Annotated in this window: 19 protein-coding genes and 1 tRNA gene; 14 read left to right on the forward strand and 6 right to left on the reverse strand. The window is 60.1% G+C overall.

Annotation, left to right across the window (positions count from 1 at the left end):
- The first annotated feature begins 83 nt into the window (after positions 1-83).
- Entirely contained in the window at positions 84-1,280 is a 1,197-nt protein-coding gene (locus HYX42_RS02515; RefSeq protein ID WP_293399139.1) for a branched-chain amino acid ABC transporter substrate-binding protein, read from the forward strand.
- 176 nt (positions 1,281-1,456) lie between these two features.
- Here HYX42_RS02515 and HYX42_RS02520 read toward each other — a convergent pair.
- The 4 genes from HYX42_RS02520 to HYX42_RS02535 all read right to left on the reverse strand — a co-directional run bounded on the left by HYX42_RS02520 (position 1,457) and on the right by HYX42_RS02535 (position 3,448).
- Positions 1,457-1,546 (reverse strand) — tRNA-Ser (locus tag HYX42_RS02520).
- 47 nt (positions 1,547-1,593) lie between these two features.
- Positions 1,594-1,983, reverse strand: a complete 390-nt coding sequence (locus HYX42_RS02525) for a DUF2237 domain-containing protein (protein ID WP_293399141.1) — start codon at positions 1,981-1,983, stop codon at positions 1,594-1,596.
- Positions 1,984-2,016: 33 nt separating this feature from the next.
- Positions 2,017-2,928: a stomatin-like protein gene (locus HYX42_RS02530; RefSeq protein ID WP_293399143.1), complete on the reverse strand. Its 912-nt coding sequence runs from the start codon at positions 2,926-2,928 to the stop codon at positions 2,017-2,019.
- 88 nt (positions 2,929-3,016) lie between these two features.
- The gene (locus HYX42_RS02535; RefSeq protein WP_293399145.1) at positions 3,017-3,448 is read right to left on the reverse strand and encodes an NfeD family protein; all 432 of its coding nucleotides are present in this window, start codon (positions 3,446-3,448) and stop codon (positions 3,017-3,019) included.
- Positions 3,449-3,621: 173 nt separating this feature from the next.
- Between HYX42_RS02535 and HYX42_RS02540 the strand changes: the two genes are divergently transcribed.
- A complete protein-coding gene (locus HYX42_RS02540; RefSeq protein WP_293399147.1) occupies positions 3,622-5,910 on the forward strand; it encodes an arginine/lysine/ornithine decarboxylase in 2,289 nt (762 codons plus the stop codon).
- 167 nt (positions 5,911-6,077) lie between these two features.
- On the opposite strand, the gene HYX42_RS02545 is transcribed toward HYX42_RS02540, so the two are convergent.
- Entirely contained in the window at positions 6,078-6,977 is a 900-nt protein-coding gene (locus tag HYX42_RS02545; protein ID WP_293399149.1) for a DNA ligase, read from the reverse strand.
- A gap of 247 nt (positions 6,978-7,224) precedes the next feature.
- A complete protein-coding gene (gene fabI / locus HYX42_RS02550; RefSeq protein ID WP_293399152.1) occupies positions 7,225-8,025 on the reverse strand; it encodes an enoyl-ACP reductase FabI in 801 nt (266 codons plus the stop codon).
- A gap of 147 nt (positions 8,026-8,172) precedes the next feature.
- Here fabI and HYX42_RS02555 point away from each other — a divergent pair, with 147 nt between their 5' ends.
- From HYX42_RS02555 to HYX42_RS02610, 12 genes are all read left to right on the forward strand, one after another.
- The gene (locus HYX42_RS02555) at positions 8,173-9,999 is read left to right on the forward strand and encodes an extracellular solute-binding protein (protein ID WP_293399155.1); all 1,827 of its coding nucleotides are present in this window, start codon (positions 8,173-8,175) and stop codon (positions 9,997-9,999) included.
- A gap of 1 nt (position 10,000) precedes the next feature.
- Entirely contained in the window at positions 10,001-11,035 is a 1,035-nt protein-coding gene (gene yejB, locus HYX42_RS02560) for a microcin C ABC transporter permease YejB (protein WP_293399157.1), read from the forward strand.
- Positions 11,028-12,176 (forward strand): ABC transporter permease, encoded by a 1,149-nt coding sequence (locus tag HYX42_RS02565; protein ID WP_293399160.1) that lies wholly within the window; start codon positions 11,028-11,030, stop codon positions 12,174-12,176. The genes yejB and HYX42_RS02565 overlap by 8 nt, the downstream gene beginning before the upstream one ends.
- Positions 12,173-13,879: an ABC transporter ATP-binding protein gene (locus HYX42_RS02570; RefSeq protein WP_293399163.1), complete on the forward strand. Its 1,707-nt coding sequence runs from the start codon at positions 12,173-12,175 to the stop codon at positions 13,877-13,879. Before HYX42_RS02565 ends, HYX42_RS02570 begins: the two co-directional genes overlap by 4 nt.
- 176 nt (positions 13,880-14,055) lie before the next feature.
- Complete coding sequence (gene rimP, locus HYX42_RS02575) at positions 14,056-14,661, forward strand: ribosome maturation factor RimP (RefSeq protein ID WP_293399166.1); 606 nt, start codon at positions 14,056-14,058, stop codon at positions 14,659-14,661.
- A 34-nt stretch (positions 14,662-14,695) separates the two neighbouring features.
- The gene (gene nusA, locus HYX42_RS02580) at positions 14,696-16,255 is read left to right on the forward strand and encodes a transcription termination factor NusA (RefSeq protein ID WP_293399168.1); all 1,560 of its coding nucleotides are present in this window, start codon (positions 14,696-14,698) and stop codon (positions 16,253-16,255) included.
- Between the two features lie 28 nt (positions 16,256-16,283).
- A complete protein-coding gene (gene infB / locus HYX42_RS02585; RefSeq protein ID WP_293399171.1) occupies positions 16,284-19,187 on the forward strand; it encodes a translation initiation factor IF-2 in 2,904 nt (967 codons plus the stop codon).
- Between the two features lie 12 nt (positions 19,188-19,199).
- Positions 19,200-19,568 (forward strand): 30S ribosome-binding factor RbfA, encoded by a 369-nt coding sequence (gene rbfA / locus HYX42_RS02590; protein ID WP_293399174.1) that lies wholly within the window; start codon positions 19,200-19,202, stop codon positions 19,566-19,568.
- A gap of 89 nt (positions 19,569-19,657) precedes the next feature.
- The gene (truB, locus tag HYX42_RS02595) at positions 19,658-20,665 is read left to right on the forward strand and encodes a tRNA pseudouridine(55) synthase TruB (protein WP_293399177.1); all 1,008 of its coding nucleotides are present in this window, start codon (positions 19,658-19,660) and stop codon (positions 20,663-20,665) included.
- 41 nt (positions 20,666-20,706) lie between these two features.
- Positions 20,707-22,530, forward strand: a complete 1,824-nt coding sequence (typA, locus tag HYX42_RS02600; RefSeq protein WP_293399180.1) for a translational GTPase TypA — start codon at positions 20,707-20,709, stop codon at positions 22,528-22,530.
- Positions 22,531-22,710: 180 nt separating this feature from the next.
- Positions 22,711-23,586, forward strand: a complete 876-nt coding sequence (locus HYX42_RS02605; protein ID WP_293399182.1) for a DMT family transporter — start codon at positions 22,711-22,713, stop codon at positions 23,584-23,586.
- Positions 23,583-24,722: an enoyl-CoA hydratase/isomerase family protein gene (locus HYX42_RS02610; protein WP_293399185.1), complete on the forward strand. Its 1,140-nt coding sequence runs from the start codon at positions 23,583-23,585 to the stop codon at positions 24,720-24,722. The genes HYX42_RS02605 and HYX42_RS02610 overlap by 4 nt, the downstream gene beginning before the upstream one ends.
- Positions 24,723-24,839: the final 117 nt, after the last annotated feature.

Raw genomic sequence — 24,839 nt, forward strand, 5'->3', positions numbered from 1 at the left:
CGCGAAAATTGCGATATGTTCCAGTGCGCAGGGCAAGAAATTGACCTCAATTTTTAAACAGGATTTTTAACCGGAGTGTCCTTATGCAGATGAAATTGAAACTGACGGCAGTAGCAGCGGTCGTGGTGCTGGTTGCAGCCTGCGGCAAAAAAGAGGAAGCCGCCCCAGTTGCCGCAGCTCCAGCGGCATCGGCTCCCGCCGCGGCGCCTGCCGGTGGCGAACTGATCGTCAAAATCGGCCATGTGGCGCCCCTCTCCGGCGCGCAGGCGCATTACGGCAAGGACAATGAGAATGGCGTGCGCATGGCCATTGAAGACCTGAACAAGCAGGGCTTTGAAATCGGTGGCAAAAAAGCGAAATTTGAAATCGTCGCTGAAGACGATGCGGCCGATCCAAAACAGGGCACCGCCGCCGCACAGAAACTGTGCGATGCCAAGGTCGCCGGCGTGGTCGGTCACCTCAACTCCGGCACCACCATCCCTGCCTCCAAGGTCTACAACGACTGCGGTATTCCACACGTGACAGGTGCGGCGACCAACCCCGACCTGACAAAGCCAGCCTACAAGACCACCTATCGCATTATTGCCAACGATCTGGCGCTGGGTTCAGGTCTGGCTTTTTACGCTGCCGATACCCTCAAGCTGAAAAAGGTCGCTGTGATCGACGACCGTACAGCCTACGGCAAGGGTGTTGCCGAGATATTCACTAAAACCGCCAAGGAAAAAGGCATGACCGTGGTGGATGAGCAGTTCACCAACGACAAGGCCACTGACTTCATGGCTATCCTGACGGCCATCAAGGCGAAAAATCCGGATGCCATCTTTTACGGCGGCATGGATCCACAAGCCGGCCCCATGCTGCGCCAGATGGAGCAACTGGGCATGGGCAAGCTCAAGTATTTTGGCGGTGACGGCATTTGCACGGCTGAAATTGCCAAACTGGCTGGCAGCCCCAAGACTGTCGAGAACGTGATCTGCGCTGAAGGCGGTGCATCGCTGGCCAAGATGCCGGGCGGCGAGGCCTGGAAAAAGCGCTATGACGAGAAGTACCCCAACCAGTTCCAGGTCTACAGCCCATATACATACGACGCCACCTTTGTCCTCGCCGACGCCATGAAACGCGCTGGGTCCATCGACCCCAAGGTGTACACCCCCGAACTGATCAAGGCCAGCTTCAAGGGCGTCACGACCACCATCGAATTCGAACCCAATGGCGAACTGAAGAACCCCGCCATCACCTTGTACACGTACAAGGAAGGCAAGAAATCAGCATTGAACTGATTTCCTGATGCAATAAAAAAGCCACCGTGAGGTGGCTTTTTTATGCGCGTTGGCTCTCAATGGTTGAACCCTGACGTGATATCAGGATTTGAAGTGACCAGACACAAAAAAGCCCAGACTGGCTGGGCTTTCAGGAGTTTTTGCCATTGCGTGGAAACTCGCAACAACTTGACTATTGGCGGAAGAGGCGGGATTCGAACCCGCGGTAGGTTTAACCCTACGCACGCTTTCCAGGCGTGTGACTTAAACCGCTCATCCACCCTTCCGCGAAGCCTTCGATTGTAGCAGTTGCGCAGGGCTTGTTTTCTGCGGCCTATTGAAGAGCGTTCTGGAATCGGTGCTTTTCAAGCTGCGCCATGGTCACGAAGTTGAGCGCGCTGCTGTGGGTGGATTCAAGTACTACAGGCGCGGCCTTGCCGGCCTCAAGCGCCTCGCGCCAGCGGTTGGCGCAGACGCACCATCGGTCGCCGGGTTTAAGGCCTGAAAAACGGTGTTCGGGCCGGGGTGTCACCAGATCATTGCCCATCTCCGCCGAAAACTCCAGAAACTCGGCTGTCACGCGTACGCAAATGAGGTGCGAGCCCTGATCGGTTTCATCGGTGTTGCAGCAACCGTCCCTGAAGTAGCCCGTCAGCGGGTCGTAGGAGCAGGGCACGAGGTCGGTACCCAACACATTTTTGGCCTCATTCAACTCAAAACTCATGGCTGCATCCCGTTCAGGTCAGATCAATCCCCATTAAACCTTGTTGCCCTGGACCATCTTCATGGCCGAACCAATGAGGGTGGCGACTTCCGTCATGTTGCTGGGCACGATGAGGGTGGTTTTTGCGTCTTTGGCGACTTTTGAGTACGCATCAACAGCCTGTTCTGCCACCTTGAGCTGCACCGCCTGCTCGCCGCCGGGCTGGCGAATCGCTGCGGCCACCAGTTCAATCGCCTTGGCATTGGCGTCGGCCACCGCCATGATGGCCGCTGCTTCACCCTGGGCATTGTTGATGGCGGCGAGCTTTTCGCCTTCCGAGCGGGCAATAAAGGCCTCACGCTCGCCGGTGGCGATGTTGATCTGTTCCTGGCGGCGACCTTCAGACGCGGCAATCAGTGCGCGCTTTTCACGTTCAGCCGTGATCTGCGACTGCATGGCATGCAGGATCTCTTTCGGCGGTGTGAGGTCCTTGATTTCGTAGCGCAACACCTTCACACCCCAGTTCAGCGCGGCTTCGTCAATGGCCGCCACAACCTGTGCATTGATGATGTCGCGTTCCTCAAAGGTCTTGTCGAGCTCGAGCTTGCCGATGACCGAACGCAGCGAGGTCTGCGCCAGTTGTGTCACGGCGACGATGTAATTTGAGGAGCCGTAGCTGGCGCGCATGGGGTCGGTCACCTGGAAATACAGGATGCCGTCCACCTGCAACTGCGTGTTGTCTCGCGTGATGCAGACCTGGCTGGGCACATCGAGCGGGATTTCCTTCAGGCTGTGTTTGTAGGCCACGCGGTCGACAAATGGCACCAGAAAGTTCAGGCCTGGCGTCAGGGAGCCATGGTATTTGCCGAGGCGTTCAATCACCCAGGCGTTTTGCTGGGGCACCACCTTGATGCTGCGCACGACAAAGATGACAGCGATGACGAGAATAACGAGCGCGATTTCCATGGTCTCTTCCTTGGTTTCAGGCCGGGGCAGGGTGCGCCGGTCTCATTTTTCAGATTCGGTGTTACCGGATTCGGGTTGCAGAAGGGGGTCAGCGTTTTTCAATCACCAGCCGGTTGCCCAGCAACTCCTTGATGTGAAACTGCCCGATGGCGCCCGGTTCCATGCCCGGGCTGTCCAGCACGGCCGTCCAGCTTGCGCCGCGGTATTTGACAGTGGCGGTGCCATCGGCATTCCAGCGGTCTATCTGTACCGGCTCGCCGATGTCGATGTGGGCGTCGGGGTTGGACTGTACGGGCTTGCCTGGGGCTCGCCCGCCCGTTTTCAGGTGCCATGCCACCACGGCACCACCGCCAATGACTGCTGCGGTGATGATCTGCGCCGTGAGCGGCAGGCCCAGGTGCGCGGCGATGGCCGCGGCCACCAGGCCAATGGCCAGCATCAAAAGATAAAACGTCCCGGTGGCGAGCTCGATGGCCACGGCTGCACCCGCGACCAGCCACCAGATGGTTGATTCAGACATTTCGGCTTCCTCCTTTGATTTGTAGGTGTTGAGCCACATTTTGGGGCAAATACCCGTCCCGGAAGAGGGATGACCTTTTATTTCCGTACACTTCGCACATTCCGCAAGCCTGAGCTGCAGACAGCAGTTGCAAGCGCTGTCACGTCCCACTGCCAACACGATACACCGCACCTATGAAATTCCGCTTTCCCATCGTCATCATCGACGAAGACTTCCGCTCCGAGAACACCTCGGGCCTGGGCATACGTGCGCTGGCGCAGGCCATTGAAACCGAAGGCTTTGAAGTGCTCGGCGTGACGAGCTATGGCGACCTGTCGCAGTTTGCACAGCAGCAAAGCCGGGCCAGCGCGTTCATCCTGTCCATCGACGACGAAGAGTTTTCGCCCGGCCCCGACCTTGACCCCGCCGTTTTGAACCTGCGTACCTTCATCGAGGAAGTGCGCCGCAAAAACCTGGACGTGCCGATTTACGTCTATGGTGAAACCAAAACCTCTCGCCACATTCCCAACGACATCCTGCGCGAGCTGCACGGTTTCATCCACATGTTCGAGGACACACCCGAGTTTGTGGCCCGCCACATCCTGCGCGAGGCCAAGAGCTACCTCGAAGGCGTGCAGCCGCCGTTCTTCAAGGCGCTGCTGGACTACGCCGAAGACGGTTCCTATTCATGGCATTGCCCGGGTCATTCCGGCGGTGTGGCTTTCCTGAAGAGTCCGGTTGGCCAGATGTACCACCAGTTTTACGGCGAGAACATGCTGCGCGCCGACGTCTGCAACGCCGTGGAAGAGCTCGGCCAGTTGCTGGACCACAATGGCGCGATTGGGGCGAGCGAGCGCAATGCCGCGCGCATCTTCAATGCCGACCACTGCTTTTTTGTGACCAACGGCACCTCGACCAGCAACAAGATGGTCTGGCACCACACCGTGGCGCCCGACGACGTGGTGGTGGTCGACCGCAACTGCCACAAGTCCATCCTGCACTCCATCATCATGACGGGGGCGATTCCCGTGTTTCTGAAGCCGACGCGCAACCATTTCGGCATCATCGGGCCGATTCCCCAAAGCGAGTTCGAGCCGGAGGCCATCAAGGCCAAGATCAAGGCCAACCCCCTGCTGAAAAAGGTCAACAGCGAAAAGGTCAGGCCGCGTGTGCTGACGCTGACACAGTCGACCTACGATGGCGTGCTTTACAACACCGAAACCATCAAGGGCATGCTCGACGGCTATATCGAGAACCTGCACTTCGACGAGGCCTGGTTGCCGCACGCGGCCTTCCATCCGTTTTACGGCACTTATCACTCGATGGGCAAGAACCGCATCCGTCCCAAGACGGCTGTGGTGTACGCCACGCAGTCCATCCACAAGCTGCTGGCGGGCATCAGTCAGGCCAGCCATGTGCTGGTGCAGGACTCGCAGGAGGTCAAGCTCGACAGGCACCTCTTCAACGAGGCCTATTTAATGCACACCTCGACCTCGCCGCAGTACAGCATCATCGCCAGCTGCGACGTGGCCGCCGCCATGATGGAGCCGCCGGGCGGCACCGCGCTGGTGGAGGAAAGCATTGCCGAATCGCTGGACTTCCGCCGCGCCATGCGCAAGATTGATGAAGAGTATGGCGACGACTGGTGGTTCAAGGTCTGGGGCCCGGACAAGCTGGTGGAAGAGGGTATTGGCGAGGCGAAAGACTGGATCATCAAGGGCGAGTCCCGCAGTGCCAAGACCGCCAGAAACGGTGCCAACAACTGGCACGGCTTTGGCCAGATGGCGACCGGCTTCAATATGCTGGATCCGATCAAGTCGACCATCGTCACGCCAGGGCTGGATCTGAACGGCAAGTTCGCCAAGACCGGCATCCCTGCGTCCATCGTGACCAAGTTCCTGGCCGAGCACGGCGTGATCGTTGAAAAAACCGGTCTCTACAGCTTCTTCATCATGTTCACCATCGGCATCACCAAGGGCCGCTGGAACACGCTGCTGACGGCGCTGCAGCAGTTCAAGGACGACTACGCCAAGAACCAGCCGATGTGGCGCATATTGCCCGAGTTCTGCCAGAAGTTTCCCAAGTACGAACGGATGGGCCTGGCAGATTTGTGCCAGTACATCCACGCGCTGTATTCGAAGTACGACATCGCCCGCCTGACCACAGAGGTCTACCAGAGCGACCTGGAACCGGCCATGAAGCCCAGCGAGGCCTACGCCCACATCGCCCAGCGCAAGACCGAGCGCGTCGAGATCGACCACCTCGAAGGCCGCATCACGGTCGGTCTGGTGACGCCTTACCCGCCGGGCATTCCGCTCCTGATCCCGGGTGAAGTCTTCAACAAGAAGATCGTCGATTACCTGAAATTTGCGCGTGAGTTCAATGTGCACTGCCCGGGTTTTGAAACCGACATCCACGGCCTCGTCAGCGAGGTGGATGCCAAGGGCAAGATGCGGTATTACGCGGACTGCGTCAAGAAGTAGGGAATTTCTATAAACCCGTTTTTCGGGCCAATTGCGTCGTTGCGCGGTGCTCGGAATCCTCATGCACTGGAGTGCATTCCGGTGTCCTGCGCTCCGGGCGCCTCCCACTTCATCCCGAAATTCCGGGTTTCTAGAATTTCCCAACAGCGAGAGTTTGTAGCGCGTCTTTAAATCCCGTCTTCCCGCACCCGCATAAAGCTCGCAAAGCGCGGGATGCCGCTGTCGTTGAGGCCGCGGTAGCGGTAGGTGACCAGCGCGCCGACCGGCGGAGGATTTTGCCGTTGTGCATCACTGAAACCTGTCCCCAGCCTGAAGCGCTGCGCAGGTTTGCCGCCTTCGGCCGGCATTTCGACCAGCAGCGCGCCCAGCCGCCCGGAGTTTTTGCCCTTGCCGGCCACATGGCCGACCACGCGGGCTTCGGCGTCTTCATGCGTCTTGACCTTGAGCAGGTCGTCATTGCGCAGGCCCTTGTAGAGTGAATCTCCCCGATGCAGCATCAGGCCTTCACCGCCGAGCTTGACGGTCTTTTTGAGCTGCGCCTGCAGCGCAGCATGGCTGGCCACGCGGTACTGCACAACCGCCACGACCCAGGGCTTGTCGATCTGTGAAACCAGTCCGTTGAGCGCCGGGATACGCTCGGTGAACGGTCCGGACTGCGCCGGCAGGTCAAACACCATAAAGCGCATGCCGCGCCAGGCTGTGTCGTCCGGCACCTGCTGCCGCACGGTGGAAACGGCCCTTGAAAATTGGCCACGCCCGGCCCAGAATTCGCCGTCCATGGGTGTTTTGGGCCAGCCCGCGGTGAACCACGCCGGGGCCATGACGCGCTCGCCGCCCCGGGTGAGCAGCTTCTCGCCATCCCAGAAGCCACGCACGCCATCGTATTTCTCGCTGACCCAGTAGTCGGCCAGCACCACACCGGGGTGATAGACATTGGCCAGCATCAGGGCAGGTTTGCCGATGGCGGATTGGGCCATTGCCGGGGCCAATGAAAGCAGGTTGCCGGAAGCGAGCAGCAAAGCCAGCAGGCTGGCGCGCAGGACTGGCGCCTTGAAAAGTGTCTTCATGATGCTCCCTGAGGGCGTTTGAACGCCTTTTTTTAAAGTTGATTGCTATTCTTTTAATAGCTGCTCACGTACGTATCTATTGGCTTGGAAGCCGATTTTGTGCCTGAAAATGGCCTTTTGGATGCTATTTTCGAGGTTTTAACGGCTTCAAAAGCCCGCCAAAGTGAGATTGTTACGTTAAGTGAATCAATTTATTTGGAAATTCAAATTCCATCTGAATTGATACATTGCACGTAATAATTGCCTGTCAAGACTCTGCTGGCTCGGCAATCCCGCCCACCACGTTGCTGAAACCCCCATCCACGTAAGTGATCTCGGCGCTGACGCCGGCTGCCAGGTCGCTCAGCAAAAATGCAGCAACATTGCCTACGTCTTCGATGGTGACGTTGCGGCGAATGGGGGAGGTTTCCGCCACCACACTCAAAATCTTGCCAAAACCCTTGATGCCACTGGCGGCCAGTGTCTTGATCGGGCCCGCGCTGATGCCATTGGCGCGCATGCCCCGATTTTTGCTGCCGAGCGATTCGGCCAGGTAGCGCACCGATGCTTCCAGGCTGGCTTTGGCCAGGCCCATGGTGTTGTAGTTGGGCACAACCTTCTCTGCGCCCAAATACGACAGCGTCAGGACTGACGCCTTGTCATTGAGGTAGGGCAGGGCAGCCTTGGCCATGGCGTGGAAGCTGTAGGCGCTGATGTCGTGGGCGATACGAAAGGCCTCCCGGCTCAGACCGTCCAGAAAGTCGCCTGCAATCGCCTCGCGCGGCGCAAAGCCAATGGCGTGTACAAAACCGTCAAAGGTGGGCCAGGTTTTGGTCAGGTCCGTCATCAACTGCGCAATCTGCTCATCGCTGCCAACGTCGCAGTCAAACACAAGCTTGCTGCCAAAGTCTGCGGCAAATTCAGTGATGCGGTCTTTAAAGCGTTCGCCCTGGTAGCTGAAGGCAAGCTCTGCGCCCTGCGCGTGGCAGGCCTTGGCAATGCCGTAGGCAATCGAACGGTTGGACAGGACGCCGGTGATCAGCAGTTTTTTGCCGGTGAGAAAACCCATGTGTGTTGCTCCAAGTAATGAATGCCCCCACGCTTTTCACTTCGTGTAATGCGCTGCCCCCCGAGGGGGCTCATTTTTCTAGGGGCGGCCCGTCGAAAAATGGCCGCTCAGGCTCCAGCACGGCGTGAGGTAAGGCAGAATTGTCGCATGCGGGATTTGTCTCTTTTGAAGGCTTTGATGCTGGTGAGCTTTGCTTTGCTGGCGCCCGCATCGCATGCCGCCCATGCCTACGCCCAGTTCGGCGACATCAAATACCCCGCGGGCTTCACGAACTTCAGCTACGTCAATCCGAACGCGCCCAAGCAAGGTGAAATCCGCATGGTGCCGCCCACCCGGCCGACCAATTTCGACAAGTTCAACCCCTTCACCCTCCGGGGTACTGCACCCTACAACATAGGCGGGTTGCTGCTCGAAAGCCTGCTTACCGGCAATTCGGAAGAGCCCACCACGGCCTATGGTTTGCTGGCTGAGGATGTGGAGGTCGCGGCTGACAAGCTCTCTGCCACTTTCCGGCTGAACCCCAAGGCGGTTTTTCACAATGGCAAGCCGGTGCTGGCCGCTGATGTTGTGCATTCCCTCAAGACGCTGATGAGCAAGGAAGCCGCGCCGCAATTCAAGACGATTTATGCCGAGGTGAAAGACGCCATCGCGGTGTCGGAGCGTGTGGTGCGCTTTGACTTCGCGACCCCCAACCCCGAACTGCCGCTGGTGGTCGGTGGCATGGCGGTATTCAGCCGCGACTGGGGCATGGCGGGCGGCAAGCGCAAGCCGCTGGACCAGATCGTCTCGGAGCCGCCGATTGGCTCGGGCCCCTACAAACTGGCATCGTTGGCCATGGGCCGCGACATCACCTATGTGCGCGATCCGAAATACTGGGCGGCCGACCTGCCCACACGCAAGGGCCTGTACAACTTTGACCGTGTCACCTACAAGATTTACCTGGACGACACCTCCAAGTTTGAGGGGCTGAAGGCTGGCGAATACGATTTCATGCGCGAGTTCACCTCGCGCAATTGGGCGCGCCAGTACAAGGGCAAGCAGTTCACCTCTGGCGAGGTCGTCAAGCGCGCTTTCGAGAACAAAAATCCGGGCGACTTTCAGGGCTACATCTTCAACCTGCGCAGGCCGCAATTCCAGGACATACGCGTGCGCAAGGCGATTTCGCTGGCGATGGACTTTGAGTGGATGAACCGCCAGCTGTTTTACGGCATTTACAAACGCGTGGACGGCTACTTTCCCAACAGCGAATTTCATGCAGAAGGCCTGCCCAAGGCGGATGAGCTGGCCCTGCTGGAACCCCTGCGCAGCCAGCTCAGGCCAGAGGTGTTCGGTGCAGTACCCAAATCTGCAAGCACGGCGCCACCTGGCAGCCTGCGTGAAAACCTGCGCCAGGCCCAGGCATTGCTCAGGGAAGCCGGCTGGACATACCGCGATGGCGCCTTGCGCAATGCGAAGGGCGAGGCCTTCACCATGGAGTTCCTCAACGACCAGCCTTCACTGGTCCGCATCGTGGGCCCTTTCCAGAAGGCGCTGGAAAAGCTGGGCATCACAATGACCTATCGTGTCGTGGACTTTTCGCTCAGCAAACAAAAAATGGACGCCTTTGACTTCGACATCACCACCACGCGTTTGCCCGGCAGCACCGCGCCTGGCGGCGAACTGCTGGACCGCTGGGGTTCTGCAGCGGCAAAAACACCCGGATCATCCAACGTCTGGGGCATTGCCGACCCGGCGGTCGATGCGCTGCTGCAAAAAGTGGTCACGGCAAAGACCCGGCCCGAACTGGGTGCCGCCATGCGTGCGCTGGATCGTGTGCTGACGACGGCGTATTACTCGGTGCCGCAGTATTACGGCGATGCTTTCCTGATTGGCTACCGCCCCAAACCGTTTGTGTTGCCTGCGGTAATCCCGCCTTACTACGAGGCCGACACCTGGGCCATGAGCACCTGGTGGGCATCCGAAAGCAACAAATAACATGGCCAGCTACATCCTCAAACGCCTGCTGCTGATGATTCCGACCCTGTTCGGCATCCTGCTGGTGACGTTTGCCATGGTGCAGTTTGTACCGGGCGGGCCGGTGGAGCAGATGGTGTCGCAGCTGCAGGGCCGTGATTCAGGCGGCGAGCGCGCGACGGCATCCGGCGCGGGTTACAGGGGGCGTCAGGGTGTGGACGCCAAACGCATAGAAGAAATCAAGGTGCTCTACGGCTTCGACAAGCCGGTGCATGAGCGGTTTATCCAGATGCTGGGCCAGTTTGCCCGCTTTGACCTGGGCAACAGTTTTTACCAGCGCAAGGATGTGTGGCAACTGGTGAAGGAGAAGCTGCCGGTCTCCATCAGCCTCGGCTTGTGGACCTTTTTCATCAGCTACCTGATAGCCGTGCCGCTGGGCGTGGCCAAGGCGGTGAGGGCGGGGACGCGCTTTGACTTCATCACCACCCTGATTGTGCTGGTGGGTTACGCCATTCCGGGCTTTGTGCTGGGCGTGGCGCTGGTGGTTATTTTTGGCGGGCAGTTGCAGTGGTTTCCCTTGCGCGGGCTGACGTCGAGTAATTGGGAAACCTTGAGCTGGGGAGCCAAAATCACCGATTACCTGTGGCACATCACGCTGCCCGTCATTGCCATGGTGCTGGGCAGTTTTGCCGTGACGGCGGTGCTGACCAAGAACTCATTTCTGGAGGAAATCCGCAAGCAGTACGTGCTGACGGCGCGCGCCAAGGGCCTGAGCGAGCGGCAGGTGCTGTGGAAGCACGTGTTCCGCAATGCCTTGATTCCCATCATCACGGGCTTCCCGGCAGCGTTTATCGGCGCTTTTTTCACGGGTTCGCTGTTGATCGAAACCCTATTTTCGCTCGATGGGCTGGGCCTGCTCAGCTATGAAAGTGTGATACGGCGCGACTATCCGGTGGTGCTGGGCACGCTGTATTTGTTCACGCTGATCGGGCTCGTGACGAAACTCATCAGCGACCTTTGTTATGTCTGGGTAGATCCAAGGGTGAAGTTTGACTAGCTTGACCACCCGCCCCGAAATGGCCTCTGGCCATCTCCCCCCCGAGGGGGCGCCGCTGGCCGCCGGGCAGAGCCCGATCCGCGGCGGCCCTGGCAAAGACATCGCGTCTGTTGTCAGCCTGAGTCCAGGCCGCCGCGCCTGGAACCGCTTTCGGCGCAACAAGCTGGGCTTCTACAGCCTGGTTCTGTTCTCGAGCATGGTCGTCCTCAGCCTGTTTGCAGAAGTTCTGTCAAACGACAAGCCGCTGGCGGTCAGCTATAACGGTACGCTGTACTTCCCGCTGGTGAAAGACTATTCAGAAAAGACTTTCGGCGGTGACTTCGAGACACCCGCAGACTACCTCGACCCGTTCATCAAGGACAGGATCAAGGGTGGCGACAACTGGGCCATCTACCCGCCCAACCCCTACGGGCCGCGCACCCTCAACTACTTCGCCAAAGAGCCCAACCCGTCAGCACCTTCGCGTGACAACTTCTTCGGCACCGATGACCGGGGGCGTGACCTTCTTGCCCAGCTGATTTACGGCTTCCGCCTCAGCGTCCTGTTCGGGCTTGCCCTGACACTTATCGGGGTAGTCATAGGCGTCATTACCGGCGCCATTCAGGGTTATGCCGGCGGCAAGACCGACCTGGTGTTTCAGCGCTTCATGGAAATCTGGAGCTCCATGCCCGAGCTCTACCTGCTGATCATTTTCAGCGCCGTGTTCTCGCCCAGCGTCGCCTTGCTTCTTTTCCTGCTCAGCCTGTTCGGCTGGATGGGCCTGTCGGACTATGTGCGCGCCGAGTTTTTGCGCAACCGCCAGCTTGACTACGTGCGGGCCGCGCGCGCCCTTGGCGTGAGCAACCTGCAAATCATGTGGCGGCATATCCTGCCGAACAGCATGACGCCTGTGGTGACGTTTTTGCCCTTTCGCATGAGCGCCGCGATTCTGGCGCTGACTTCTCTGGACTTTCTGGGCCTGGGCGTGCCGCCCGGAACGCCGTCGCTGGGCGAACTGCTCAGCCAGGGCAAGGCCAATATCGACGCGTGGTGGATTTCGCTGTCGACCTTTGCGGTGCTTGTCGTGACCCTGCTTCTGCTGACTTTTATGGGCGATGCGCTGCGTGATGCGCTGGACCCGCGCAAGGTAGATCAGGCATGACGAAAAACCTGATTGACGTTCAAGACCTGCGGATTGCCTTTGCAGGCAAGGAGGTGGTGCATGGCATCGACTTCCACATTGCCCCCGGTGAAAATCTCGCCCTGGTCGGTGAATCCGGCTCCGGCAAAACCATCACGGCCCTGAGTCTGTTGCGCCTGGTGCAGAACGCCGCCGTCAGCGGTAGCGCGGTGTTTGACAGCCATGAAGGGCCGGTGGACCTGCTGGCGCTTGAGGAAACCCGCCTGCGAGGTATTCGGGGCCAGGAGATTTCCATGATCTTCCAGGAGCCGATGACCGCGCTCAACCCGCTGTTCAGCGTGGGCGACCAGATCGGCGAAGTGCTTCAGCTTCACAAAGGCCTGACCCGCACGGAAGCCTGGGAAGAGGCCATCAAGTTGCTGGCTGATACCGGTATTTCAGAGCCTGAGCGCCGCGCGCTGTCCTTCCCGCACCAGCTCTCAGGCGGGCAACGGCAGCGCGCCGTCATTGCCATGGCACTGGCCTGCCAGCCCAGACTGTTGCTGGCCGACGAACCCACCACGGCGCTCGATGTGACCGTTCGCGGCCAGATTCTGGACCTGCTCGCCAGCCTGCAGCAGAAAAATGGCATGGCTGTGCTCATGATCACCCATGACCTCAACCTGGTCCGGCGCTTTGCCGACCGGGTGGCGGTCATGGAAAACGGCTACATCGTGGAACAGGGCAGGGTAGGCGAGGTTTTCGCCAACCCGCAGCACCCTTACACCCGCAGGCTGATTGACAGCACCCCGGCGCGTGACCTCCAGGAATCGCAACCCAATGCCGCACTGGCGGGCGTAATGAATGCGCAAAACCTGCGCGTGAGCTACCCGGTTGCCGTGGGAGGCATCAAGGGCTGGTTCAAAAAGGGCGAGTTTGTGGCTGTGAAGGGCGCGAGTTTTGACATTCCTGCCGGCCAGACCCTGGGCGTGATTGGCGAATCGGGGTCGGGCAAATCCAGCCTCGCGCTGGCTGCGCTTGGCCTGCATCCGCATCAGGGCGAGTTGCAGGTAGTCGGCAAGGCCTGGGGCACCAATGCGGCCAACGACAAGGCTTTGCGCCGTGCCGTGCAGGTGGTCTTCCAGGATCCGTTTTCATCGCTTTCGCCGCGTATGACGATTGAGGCTATCGTCGGGGAAGGCTTGCTTGTTCACCATCCCGAACTGAATGCTGCCCAGAGGCAGGAAAAGGTTCTGGCAGCTTTGGCCGATGTGGGTATGCTGGAATCGCCAGATGTCGTCGCCGGGCCGCCCCAAGATGCATCGCACCCCCTCGGGGGGCAGCGAAATACACGCGGTGATGGAGTGCGGGGGCAGTATTTCCCGGGGTTGCTGCAGCGCTATCCGCATGAGTTTTCTGGCGGCCAGCGCCAGCGGCTGGCGATTGCCCGGGCCCTGATGGTCGACCCGCAGTTGCTGGTACTGGATGAACCCACCAGCGCGCTGGATGTCACCATACAAAAGCAGGTGCTGGCCCTGCTGCAGCGGCTGCAGCGGGAACGCGGGCTGAGCTATTTGCTGATTACACATGACGTGGACGTGATCCGGGCCATGGCCCACCAGGTCATGGTCATGAAGGACGGCGAAGTGCTGGAATCCGGCACCTTGAGCGACATCGTCGACTTCCCGCAGCACCCCTATACCCGCACGCTGGTGGCAGCACATTCGCCGGCACCCGTGGCTTAAAGGGCATCCGGGCACGCAAAGTGCTTGCGCGAGCCTGTTTCACAGGTTACAATAAGAGCTTCACGACCAAATGGGCGGGTTCACACCGCCCATTTTTTTTGGGCGTTTGTTTTTGATGGGTTGCTGGCGAAAGGCGCCAGGCCCTTGATTTTTACGGCATTGCTTTTAGATACTGAATGGCTTCACCCAGCACCAACGAAACGATTGAGCAGACCGTCACGGGACTCGGTTACGACCTTGTCGACATCGAGCGCACCACGGGTGGCTTGTTGCGCGTGACGATTGACATGCCTTACGTCGCTGATGCCGAGCAGTTCATCAATGCCGAAGATTGTGAAAAAGTCACGCGCCAGCTGCAATTTGTGCTGGAGGTCGAAGGTGCGGCCTATTCCCGGCTTGAGGTGAGCTCGCCGGGCATAGACAGGCCGCTGAAGGGTGAAAAGGATTTTGAGCGTTTTGCCGGTGAACTGGTAGACCTCACGCTCAAGGCGCCCATCGGCGTCAAGGCCAGTGCCGGTTCGACCGTGTCGGCCAACCAGAAGAAGTTTCGCGGAACGCTGGAGCGGGCAGGGGATGCATGGCAGATCGTCTGGAGCGACGAGCCGCCGGTAAAGCCCGGCCAGCGGGTCAGCAAGAACCGCGTGCCGGCGCCTTTGCAGGCACTGGGTTTCACGCTCGATGAAATACAGCAGGCGCGCCTGGCGCCAGTCGTGGACTTCAAGGGGCGCAAGCCCAGGGGTGCGAAGGCCGCGCCAACTGCCGACGAGCAGGCAGAAGATTGATTTTTGGAATTATTTTGAGTGAAAGGCTTGTGAAATGAATCGCGAAATGTTGATGTTGGTTGATGCCATCTCGCGCGAGAAGAATGTCGAACGCGACGTGGTTTTCGGCGCGGTCGAGCTCGCCCTTGCGCAAGCCACCAAAAAAATCTATGCCGGTGAAGTTGACATCCGCGTTGCGGTTGATCGCGACAACGGCAATTACGAAACCTTCCGCCGCTGGCTGGTCGTCCCCGACGAAGCCGGCCTGCAGAACCCTGAGGCCGAAGAGCTGGTCAGCGATGCGCGCGACGAAATCCCCGACATCGAGGAAGGCGACTACATCGAAAAGCCGGTTGAAAGCCTGCCTATCGGCCGTATCGGCGCGCAGGCTGCCAAGCAGGTCATCCTGCAGAAGATCCGTGACGCCGAGCGCGAAATGCTGCTCAACGAGTTCATGTCGCGCGGCGACAAGATCTTCGTCGGCACCGTCAAGCGCATGGACAAGGGCGACATCATTGTTGAATCCGGCCGTGTTGAAGGCCGCCTGCGCCGCAGCGACATGATCCCGAAAGAGAACCTGCGCTCTGGTGACCGCGTTCGCGCCATGATCATGGAAGTCGACACCACCCTGCGTGGCGCGCCCATCATCCTGTCACGTTCCGCGCCTGAATACATGATCGAACTCTTCCGCCAGGAAGTGCCCGAGATCGAACAGGGCCTGCTGGAGATCAAATCCTGCGCCCGTGACCCCGGCTCGCGCGCCAAGATCGCCGTGCTGTCGCATGACAAGCGCGTTGACCCTATCGGCACCTGCGTCGGCGTGCGCGGCACCCGTGTCAACGGCGTGACCAATGAACTCGCCGGTGAGCGGGTTGATATCGTGCTCTGGAGTGAAGACCCGGCCCAGTTCGTGATCGGTGCACTGGCCCCGGCCAATGTGTCGTCCATCGTGGTGGACGAGGAGCGTCACGCCATGGACGTGGTGGTCGACGAGGAAAACCTGGCCATCTCGATTGGTCGCGGCGGCCAGAATGTGCGCCTTGCCTCCGAACTGACCGGCTGGAAAATCAACATCATGACGGCTGACGAGTCTGCCGAAAAGCAGGCCACCGAGACCGACTCCAGCCGCAAGCTCTTCATGGAAAAGCTGGACGTGGACGAGGAAATCGCCGACATCCTGATCTCGGAAGGTTTCACCAGCCTGGAAGAAGTCGCCTATGTGCCGCTGCAGGAAATGCTGGAAATCGAATCTTTCGACGAAGACACTGTCAATGAGCTGCGCACCCGTGCCAAGGATGCGCTCCTGACCATGGAAATCGCCAAGGAAGAAAATGCCGAGGGCGTCTCGCAGAACCTGCGCGATGTCGAGGGCATCACGCCTGAGCTGATTTCCAAACTCACAGAGGCGGGCATCAACACCCGCGACGACCTGGCCGACCTGGCCACGGACGAACTCACCGATATCACCGGCCAGTCTGCAGAAGACGCCACGGCCCTGATCATGACGGCCCGCGCACATTGGTTTACCGATGAGCCCGCAGCCGCCGAAAATACCGCCGCGACCGCAGCGGCGGACTCAAACACCGCTGCGCCCGCAGCGGTGGACGAGCAATGATCATGGAGGCCAGTCAGGAAAACCACATATGTCCAGTACCACTACCGTCGCTGAATTCGCAGCTGAACTCAATAAATCCCCTGCAACCCTGATCGAGCAATTGACCAGTGCAGGCGTCGCCAAGGCGCAAGCCAGCGACCCTCTGTCGGAGTCCGACAAGCAGAAGCTGCTCGGCTTTTTGCAGGCCAGCCATGGCACTGTCTCGGCCGAGCGCAAAAAAATCACCCTGGTGAAAAAATCCACCAGCGAGATCAAGCAGGCCGACGCCACGGGCAAGGCGCGCACCATCCAGGTCGAAGTGCGCAAGAAGCGCACCTTCATCAAGCGTGAAGACGGCACCGACGCGCCGCCGGAAGAAGCACAGCCCGAAGTGGCAGCCGCGCCGCAGGCGCCCGTTGTCGATCAGGCCGAATTGCTGCGCCGTGAAGAAGAAGCCAACCGCCACGCAGAACTGCTGCGCCGCCAGGAAGCCGAACTGACCGAAAAACGCCGCCTGCGTGAAGAGCAGGACGCGAAAGAAGCCGCCCAGGAACAGGAGCGCCAGGCCGCAGCAGAAGCTGTGCAGGCCAAGGCAAAGGCTGATGCCGAAGCAGCTGAAAAAGCCAAACCTGCCATCGGCAAAAAAGCAAAGGAAACGCCCGCAGCCGCTGCTGCCGCTGCAGAGGCGACCAGGGCATCCGAAGCCGCCGCCGTCGAGCAGGCCGGCAAGGCTGCCGATGCTGAAGCGCAAAAGGCTGCTGCAAAGGCCAAGGCCACGGCCGAGTTCCAGGCGGATGCCGCCAAGACACTTGACCTGCAGGACCGCCGCAAAAAAGCCGAAGCCGAAGCAGCGGGCATTCGCGCCATGATGAATGCGCCCAAGCGGGTGCTGGTTCCCCACGTGGACCCGAAAGCCGCCATCAAGGGCACGCTGCACAAGCCGGTTGGCTCGCCGGGCGCCGCCAAACCTGCAGCAGGCGCGCCAGCCGCCCCTGGTGCAGCCGGCAAGAAGGAAGTCAAGTCGGAGAACCTGTCCTCGACCTGGAAAGAAGACGCCGCCAAGAAAAAGGGCCTGCCAAGCCGTGGTGCGACGCCGGTACCGGGCCGTGGCAATTTCCGCAGTGGCCCGCGCGGCCGCCGTGGCAATGACCGCGATTCGCGTCCTGAATCAAACTTCGTCGCGCCGACCGAGTTCAAGGCCATTGAAGTCCATGTGCCTGAAACCATCACCGTGGGCGAACTCGCCCACAAGATGAGCGTGAAGTCCAACGAGGTCATCAAGCATTTGATGAAACTCGGCCAGATGGTCACCATCAACCAGCCGCTGGACCAGGACACCGCCATGATCGTGGTGGAAGAAATGGGCCACAAGGCCGTCACTGCCGCACTGGATGATCCCGAAGCGTTCACCGATGAAGATGTCCAGGGCCAGCAGGCAGAGTCGCTGCCGCGTGCACCGGTCGTGACCGTCATGGGTCACGTCGACCACGGCAAGACCTCGCTGCTCGATTACATCCGCCGTGCGAAAGTCGCTTCGGGCGAAGCCGGCGGCATTACCCAGCACATTGGCGCTTACCACGTTGAAACCGAACGCGGCATGATCTCCTTCCTCGATACCCCGGGTCACGAGGCGTTTACCGCCATGCGTGCCCGTGGTGCCCAGGCCACCGACATCGTGATCCTGGTGGTTGCAGCCGATGACGGCGTGATGCCCCAGACCAAGGAAGCCATCAAGCACGCCAAGGCGGCAGGTGTTCCCATCGTCGTGGCCATCAACAAGATCGACAAGCCCGATGCCAACATGGACCGGGTCAAGGGCGAGCTGGTGACGGAAGAAGTCATTCCCGAAGAGTTCGGCGGCGATTCACCCTTCGTGCCGGTCTCCGCCCGCACAGGTGCAGGTATCGACCAGCTGCTTGAGCAGGTGCTGTTGCAGGCCGAAGTGCTTGAATTGCGCGCACCGGTTGATGCACTGGCCAAGGGCCTGGTCATTGAAGCGCGCCTCGACAAGGGCCGCGGCCCGGTCGCGACCGTGCTGGTTCAGTCCGGTACGCTGAAGGCTGGCGACGTGGTGCTGGCAGGCTCTACCTTCGGCAAGGTTCGCGCCATGCTGGATGAAAACGGCAAGCCCATCAAGACCGCTGGCCCGTCCATCCCGGTTGAAATCCAGGGCCTGACCGAAGTGCCGCAAGCCGGTGATGACTTCATCGTCATGCTGGACGAGCGCCGTGCACGTGAGGTCGCGACCTACCGCGCCGGCAAGTTCCGCAACACCAAGCTGGCCAAGCAACAGGCATCGAAGCTGGAGAACATGTTCTCCGACATCAATGCCGGCGAAGTCAAGATGCTGCCCATCATCATCAAGGCCGACGTTCAGGGCTCGCAGGAAGCGCTGGCCCAGTCGCTGCTCAAGCTCTCGACCGACGAGGTCAAGGTGCAGCTGGTGTACTCGGGTGTCGGTGGCATTTCCGAATCCGACGTCAACCTGGCGATCGCCTCCAAGGCCGTGCTGATCGGGTTCAACACCCGCGCAGACGCCCAGGCACGCAAGCAGGCTGAAGGCAACGGCATCGACATTCGCTACTACAACATCATTTATGACGCTGTAGACGAACTCAAAGCCGCCATGTCGGGCATGCTCACGCCGGACAAAAAGGAAGAAGTCATCGGTACCGCCGAGATCCGCCAGGTGTTCAAGGTCAGCAAGATCGGCTCCATCGCCGGCTGTATGGTCACCTCCGGTGTGGTCCGCCGCGCCGCCAGGTTGCGCCTGCTGCGCGAGAATGTGGTCATCTTCACGGGTGAACTCGACTCGCTCAAGCGCTTCAAGGACGATGTCCGCGAGGTCAAGGAACAGTTCGAGTGCGGCTTGAATATCAAGAACTACAACGATATTCAAGAAGGCGACATCCTCGAATTCTTCGAAATCAAAGAGGTCGCGCGTACCCTGTAAGCGCCTTGCTCCATGCGTAAAAAGTCATCCACCCCCAACCGCGGCTTTCGTGTCGCCGATCAGATCCAGCGTGACCTGACGGAGCTGATCGCGCGCGAGCTGAAGGACCCGCGGGTGGGGATGGTGACCATTCAGGCTGTCGAGGTGACGGCCGACTATGCGCATGCCAAAGTGTTTTTCAGCGTGCTGGTAGGCGACCCGACGGAATGTGAAACGGCGCTTAACCAGGCCGCCGGTTTCCTGCGCAACGGGCTGTTCAAGCGCCTGATGACGCACACCGTGCCGACACTGCATTTCCACTTCGACCGCACCACAGAACGTGCGGCCGACATGAACGCCCTGATTGCCAAGGCGGTTTCTTCCCGCGCCCAGGACGACTGAGCCAGCGCCGTTCCCCTTGGACAGGTTCAGGGGACAACGGTGCCAACCGGCGTTCGGCTTGTGCCGGGCGCTGAGCCTGTCGAACCCTTATGACGCAACCCTCCGTTCACCGCCAGAAAATACAGCGACGTCCCGTGCATGGCGTGCTGCTGCTCGACAAGCCACTGGGCCTGTCGAGCAACCAGGCGCTGCAAAAAGCCAAATGGCTGCTGCGGGCGGACAAGGCCGGCCATACCGGCACGCTGGACCCTCTGGCGACTGGCGTGTTGCCGTTGTGCTTTGGCGCGGCCACCAAGTTCAGCCAGATCCAGCTGGATGCCGACAAGACCTATGAAGCGCTCATCGTGCTGGGCAAAAAAACCAGCACCGGCGACGCCGAAGGCGACGTGATTGAAACCCGCCCTGTGCCCGCCATCACGCCCGAACTTCTGGCGGAACTGACCCAACGCTTCACCGGCCCGCTGGCGCAAATCCCGCCCATGTATTCGGCGCTCAAAAAAGACGGCAAGGCCCTTTACGAGTACGCGCGCAAGGGTGAAGAGGTCGAGCGCGAAGCCCGCCACATCGTCATTCATGAACTGAAACTCGCCCCGGCCACCGATGTGTCCGGCCAGCCCGCCGTGTGGCTGGTGGCCCGGTGCAGCAAGGGCACTTACATCCGCACCCTGGGGGAAGACATTGCCGAGGCCATGGGCTGTGGCGGTCACCTCGGCTCTTTGCGCCGCATTGAAACCGGCGGTTTTGTGGCCGACGGCTGCGTCAGCCTGGCCGCGCTGGAAGCCATGACCGAGCCGGAACGCGAGGCGCGCCTGCTGCCACCCGAGTCGCTGGTTGCCGCGTATCCCTCTGTCACACTGGACGCCGACAATGCAGGGCGTTTCCTCAGCGGGCTGCGCCGCCGCGGTGAGCCGGGCCAGTTTGGCGCCGATGCGCCGCTGGTGCAGGTTTACGGGTCCCAGCCAAAAGCATTTTTGGGTTCAGCCCATATCACGGCCGATGAATTGATTCCCCAGCGTCTGCTGAGTCCCATCGAGATACAGGACATCCTTCAGGCCGCTGCAGCCAACGCAGCACCCGTCGCTGCCCTCCAACATTAACCACCAACGATTTTTAGTTTCCAGCCTCCAGAAAGCGAACCATGAGCCACAAACAAATCCGCAATATTGCGATCATTGCCCACGTTGACCACGGTAAAACCACCATGGTTGACCAGTTGCTGCGCCAGTCCGGCACCTTTGCCGAACACGAAAAAGTTGTCGACACCGTGATGGACAACAACGCGATCGAAAAAGAACGCGGCATCACCATCCTGGCCAAGAACTGCGCCGTGACCTGGGAAGGCACGCACATCAACATTGTCGACACCCCGGGCCACGCCGACTTCGGCGGTGAAGTCGAGCGTGCGCTCTCCATGGTCGACGGCGTTGTGCTGCTCATCGATGCGAAGGAAGGCCCCATGCCGCAGACGCGTTTTGTGACCAAGAAGGCGCTGGCCCTGGGCCTCAAGCCCATTCTGGTCGTCAACAAGGTCGACAAGCCTGGCGCACGCCCTGATTACGTGGTCAATGCTGCGTTCGACCTGTTCGACAAACTGGGCGCAACCGATGAACAGCTCGACTTCCCCGTGGTTTACGCTTCGGGCATCAATGGCTGGTCGTCGCTCGAAGAAGGCCCTCCGAACGAGCAGTGGGGTCCCGACATGTCGGCCCTGTTCAACACCATCCTCAAGCATGTGCCGCCGCAGAAGGGGGACCCTGCCGCGCCGCTGCAACTGCAGATCTCTGCACTCGACTTCTCGACCTTTGTCGGCCGCATTGGCGTGGGCCGTATCAGCCAGGGCACCATCAAGCCCATGATGGACGTGGTTGTCATGGAAGGCCCGGACGGCAAGGCCGTCAAGGGCCGCGTCAACCAGGTGCTGACATTCCAGGGCCTGGAGCGTGTTCAGGCCACCGAAGCCGGCCCCGGCGAAATCGTGCTGATCAACGGCCTGCCGGAAATCGGCATCGGCGTCACCATCACCGACCCGGCCAACCCGTCACCGCTGCCCATGCTGAAGGTCGATGAGCCGACCCTGACCATGAACTTCTGCGTCAATACCAGCCCGCTGGCCGGCCGCGAAGGCAAGTACGTTACCAGCCGCCAGATCTGGGACCGCCTGCAGAAAGAACTGCAGCACAACGTGGCGCTGCGTGTCCGTGAAACCGACGAAGAGGGCATTTTCGAAGTCATGGGCCGCGGCGAGTTGCACCTGACCATCCTGCTGGAAAACATGCGCCGTGAAGGCTTCGAGATGGCTGTGTCCAAGCCGCGCGTGGTGATGAAAGAGGTCAACGGCGAGAAGCATGAACCTATTGAGCTGGTCACTGCCGACATCGAAGAGCAGCACCAGGGCGGCGTGATGCAGGCACTCGGTGAGCGCAAGGGCGAGCTGGTGAACATGGATCCGGACGGCCGCGGCCGCGTGCGCCTGGAATACCGTATCCCTGCGCGTGGCCTGATCGGCTTTACCAATGAGTTCCTGAATCTGACCCGTGGTTCGGGCCTGATCAGCAATATTTTCGACCGCTATGAAGCCCACAAGGGCGACATCGGCGGCCGCAAGAACGGCGTGCTGATCTCCATGGACGCCGGTGAAATCTTCACCTACGCACTCGGCAAGCTCGATGACCGTGGCCGCATGTTCGTCAAGGCGAACGATCCGGTGTATGAAGGCATGATCGTTGGCATCCACAGCCGCGACAATGACCTGGTCGTCAATGCAACCCGTACCAAGCAGCTGACCAACTTCCGCGTGTCCGGCAAGGAAGACGCGATCAAGATCACGCCGCCTATTGAATGCACGCTCGAATACGGCGTTGAATTCATCGAGGAAGATGAACTGGTCGAAATCACGCCGAAGTCCATCCGCCTGCGCAAGCGTCACCTGACGGAGAGCGAGCGGAAGCGCGCTGGGCGCTGAGCCCCCACGTTCGCTCACTTCGTGTAGCTCTCTGCCCCCCGAGGGGGCCGTTCGCCTGCGGTCTGGCGGAGCCAGTCCCGCGGCTCTGCTTGCAAAGGCCTCGCTTCGCTTGTGGGCAGTAATTTCCTCTCCGTTCGGGCCGAGCTTGTCGAAGCTCTTCCTTGAAGGCCTATTACGCTGATGAAACTCACCCACGCCAAAGCCGTCGCCCTCATGGTCCTGGTGACCCTGATGTGGTCGATTGCGGGTGTGGTGACGCGGCAGCTGGAATCGGCGCGCAGTTTCGAGGTCACTTTCTGGCGCAGCTTTTTTACCGTGCTGTCGCTGCTGATCATATTGCCGATGTTTCAGGGCAGGGCGGTGTTCTCGAAAATCCGCAACGCCGGCCCTTACCTGTGGTTGTCGGGTGCTTGCTGGAGCGTGATGTTCACCGCCTTCATGGTGGCGCTCACGATGACAACCGTGGCCAACGTGCTGGTCACGATGGCCATCAGCCCCTTCATCACGGCATTGCTGGCACGTGTGTTTGTCGGTCACCGTATCGCGCCGCGCACCTGGCTGGCGATTGCCATGGCCGGTGCTGGCATCGCCTGGATGTACGGCGCGCAAGCCGATCTTTCGCAGCACCTGGGCGGCACGCTGGTCGCGTTGCTGGTACCGCTGGCCAGCGCCACCAACTGGACGGTGGTGCAGCACAGCCGTGCGCATGGCGAGAATATCGACCTGGTGCCTGCGGTGCTGGTGGGTGCCGTGATTTCATCGCTGGCCACCTTGCCGCTGTCGCTGCCGTTTTCAGCTACCCAGCATGACCTCGGCCTGCTGGCCTTGCTGGGCCTGGTGCAACTGGCGATACCCTGTGTGCTGTCGGTGCTGTGCGCCGGGGTGCTGAAAGCACCTGAAGTGGCCTTGCTGGCGCTGCTGGAGGTTATCTTTGGCATCCTGCTCGCCTGGCTGGGTGCGGGTGAGGTGCCGGGCGCCAGTGTTTTAAGTGGTGGTGCACTGGTCATCACTGCCCTGATAGCGAATGAATTGATTGGATGGAGACAAAAGTCATGAGCGAACAAGCACCGAATACGGAAAACAAAAGCGACGTCATCGCTGAACGCCGGGGCAGCGCTGGCCTGCTGACGCTGAACCGGCCCAAGGCGCTCAATGCGCTCAGCCTGCAGATGGTGCGGGACCTGACGGCTGCGCTTGTGGCCTGGCGTGACGATCCTGACGTCAAGCTGGTGGCCATTCGCGGCACCAACAAGAAAGGCCAGCCCGGCAGCCCAGAGGCCCTGTTTGGCGGCTTTTGCGCAGGCGGCGACATTCGCTTTTTCCACCAGGCCGCGCTGGCTGGTGATATCGCACTTGAAGACTTCTTCACCGACGAATACAGCCTCAACCACCTGATACAGACCTACCCCAAGCCTTTCATCGCCTTTATGGACGGCATCGTCATGGGCGGCGGCATGGGTCTTTCACAAGGAGCGGCGGTCCGCATCGTGACCGAGCACACGAAGATGGCCATGCCCGAGACCAACATCGGCCTGTTCCCGGACGTAGGCGGCGGTTACTTTTTGAGCCGTTGCCCCGGCCACGCAGGCGAATACCTGGCCCTGACGGGCGAGGTGATTGGTGCTGCAGAAGCGATTGGTTTTGGTCTGGCCGACATCAAACGCGATGCCGCACAACTGCCCGCCATCTGGGAGTCGCTGGCCAGCCAGAACTTTGCGTCGGCTGAAGCTGCCCATGCGTGGATTGCCAAAGAGTTGCCTGCCGATGCGGCTCGCGGCAAGGCCGATACCGCGCACATCGACAGCTTTTTCTCGCTGCTGCGCGTCAAGCACATCGTCGATGCACTCGAAAAAGCGAAAGACGATGCCTGGGCAGCCAAGGTCGCCGGCATCCTGCGCAAACGCTCACCGCTGATGCTGCACGTCACGCTGGAGCAGATCCGCCGCGCCCGCGGCATGAGCCTGGCCGACGACCTGCGCATGGAGCGCGACATGGTGTACCAGTGCTTTCACCACCGGCCCGGCGTGGCCAGCGAAACCGTCGAAGGCATTCGTGCGCTGGCGGTCGACAAGGACTATTCGCCCAAGTGGAACCCTGAGCGCATAGAAGACGTCAAGCCTGGCATGGCCGACGCGTTTTTTGTGAGCCCGTGGGCGGTAGCGGAGCACCCGCTGCGTGCGCTTGGCACCTGATTTGCTATTATTTCAATAGCTGCTTACGCCCGTATTTAAAGGGCTGTAGCCAGATTTGATGTTTTTTTTGGGGTTTTTTGAGCCTTCAAGACGTTCAAAAGGCTGTTTGGGCTCAAA

Origin of the sequence: Polaromonas sp. (assembly GCF_016185115.1) — a bacterium.
Taxonomy (GTDB): Bacteria; Pseudomonadota; Gammaproteobacteria; order Burkholderiales; family Burkholderiaceae_C; genus Polaromonas.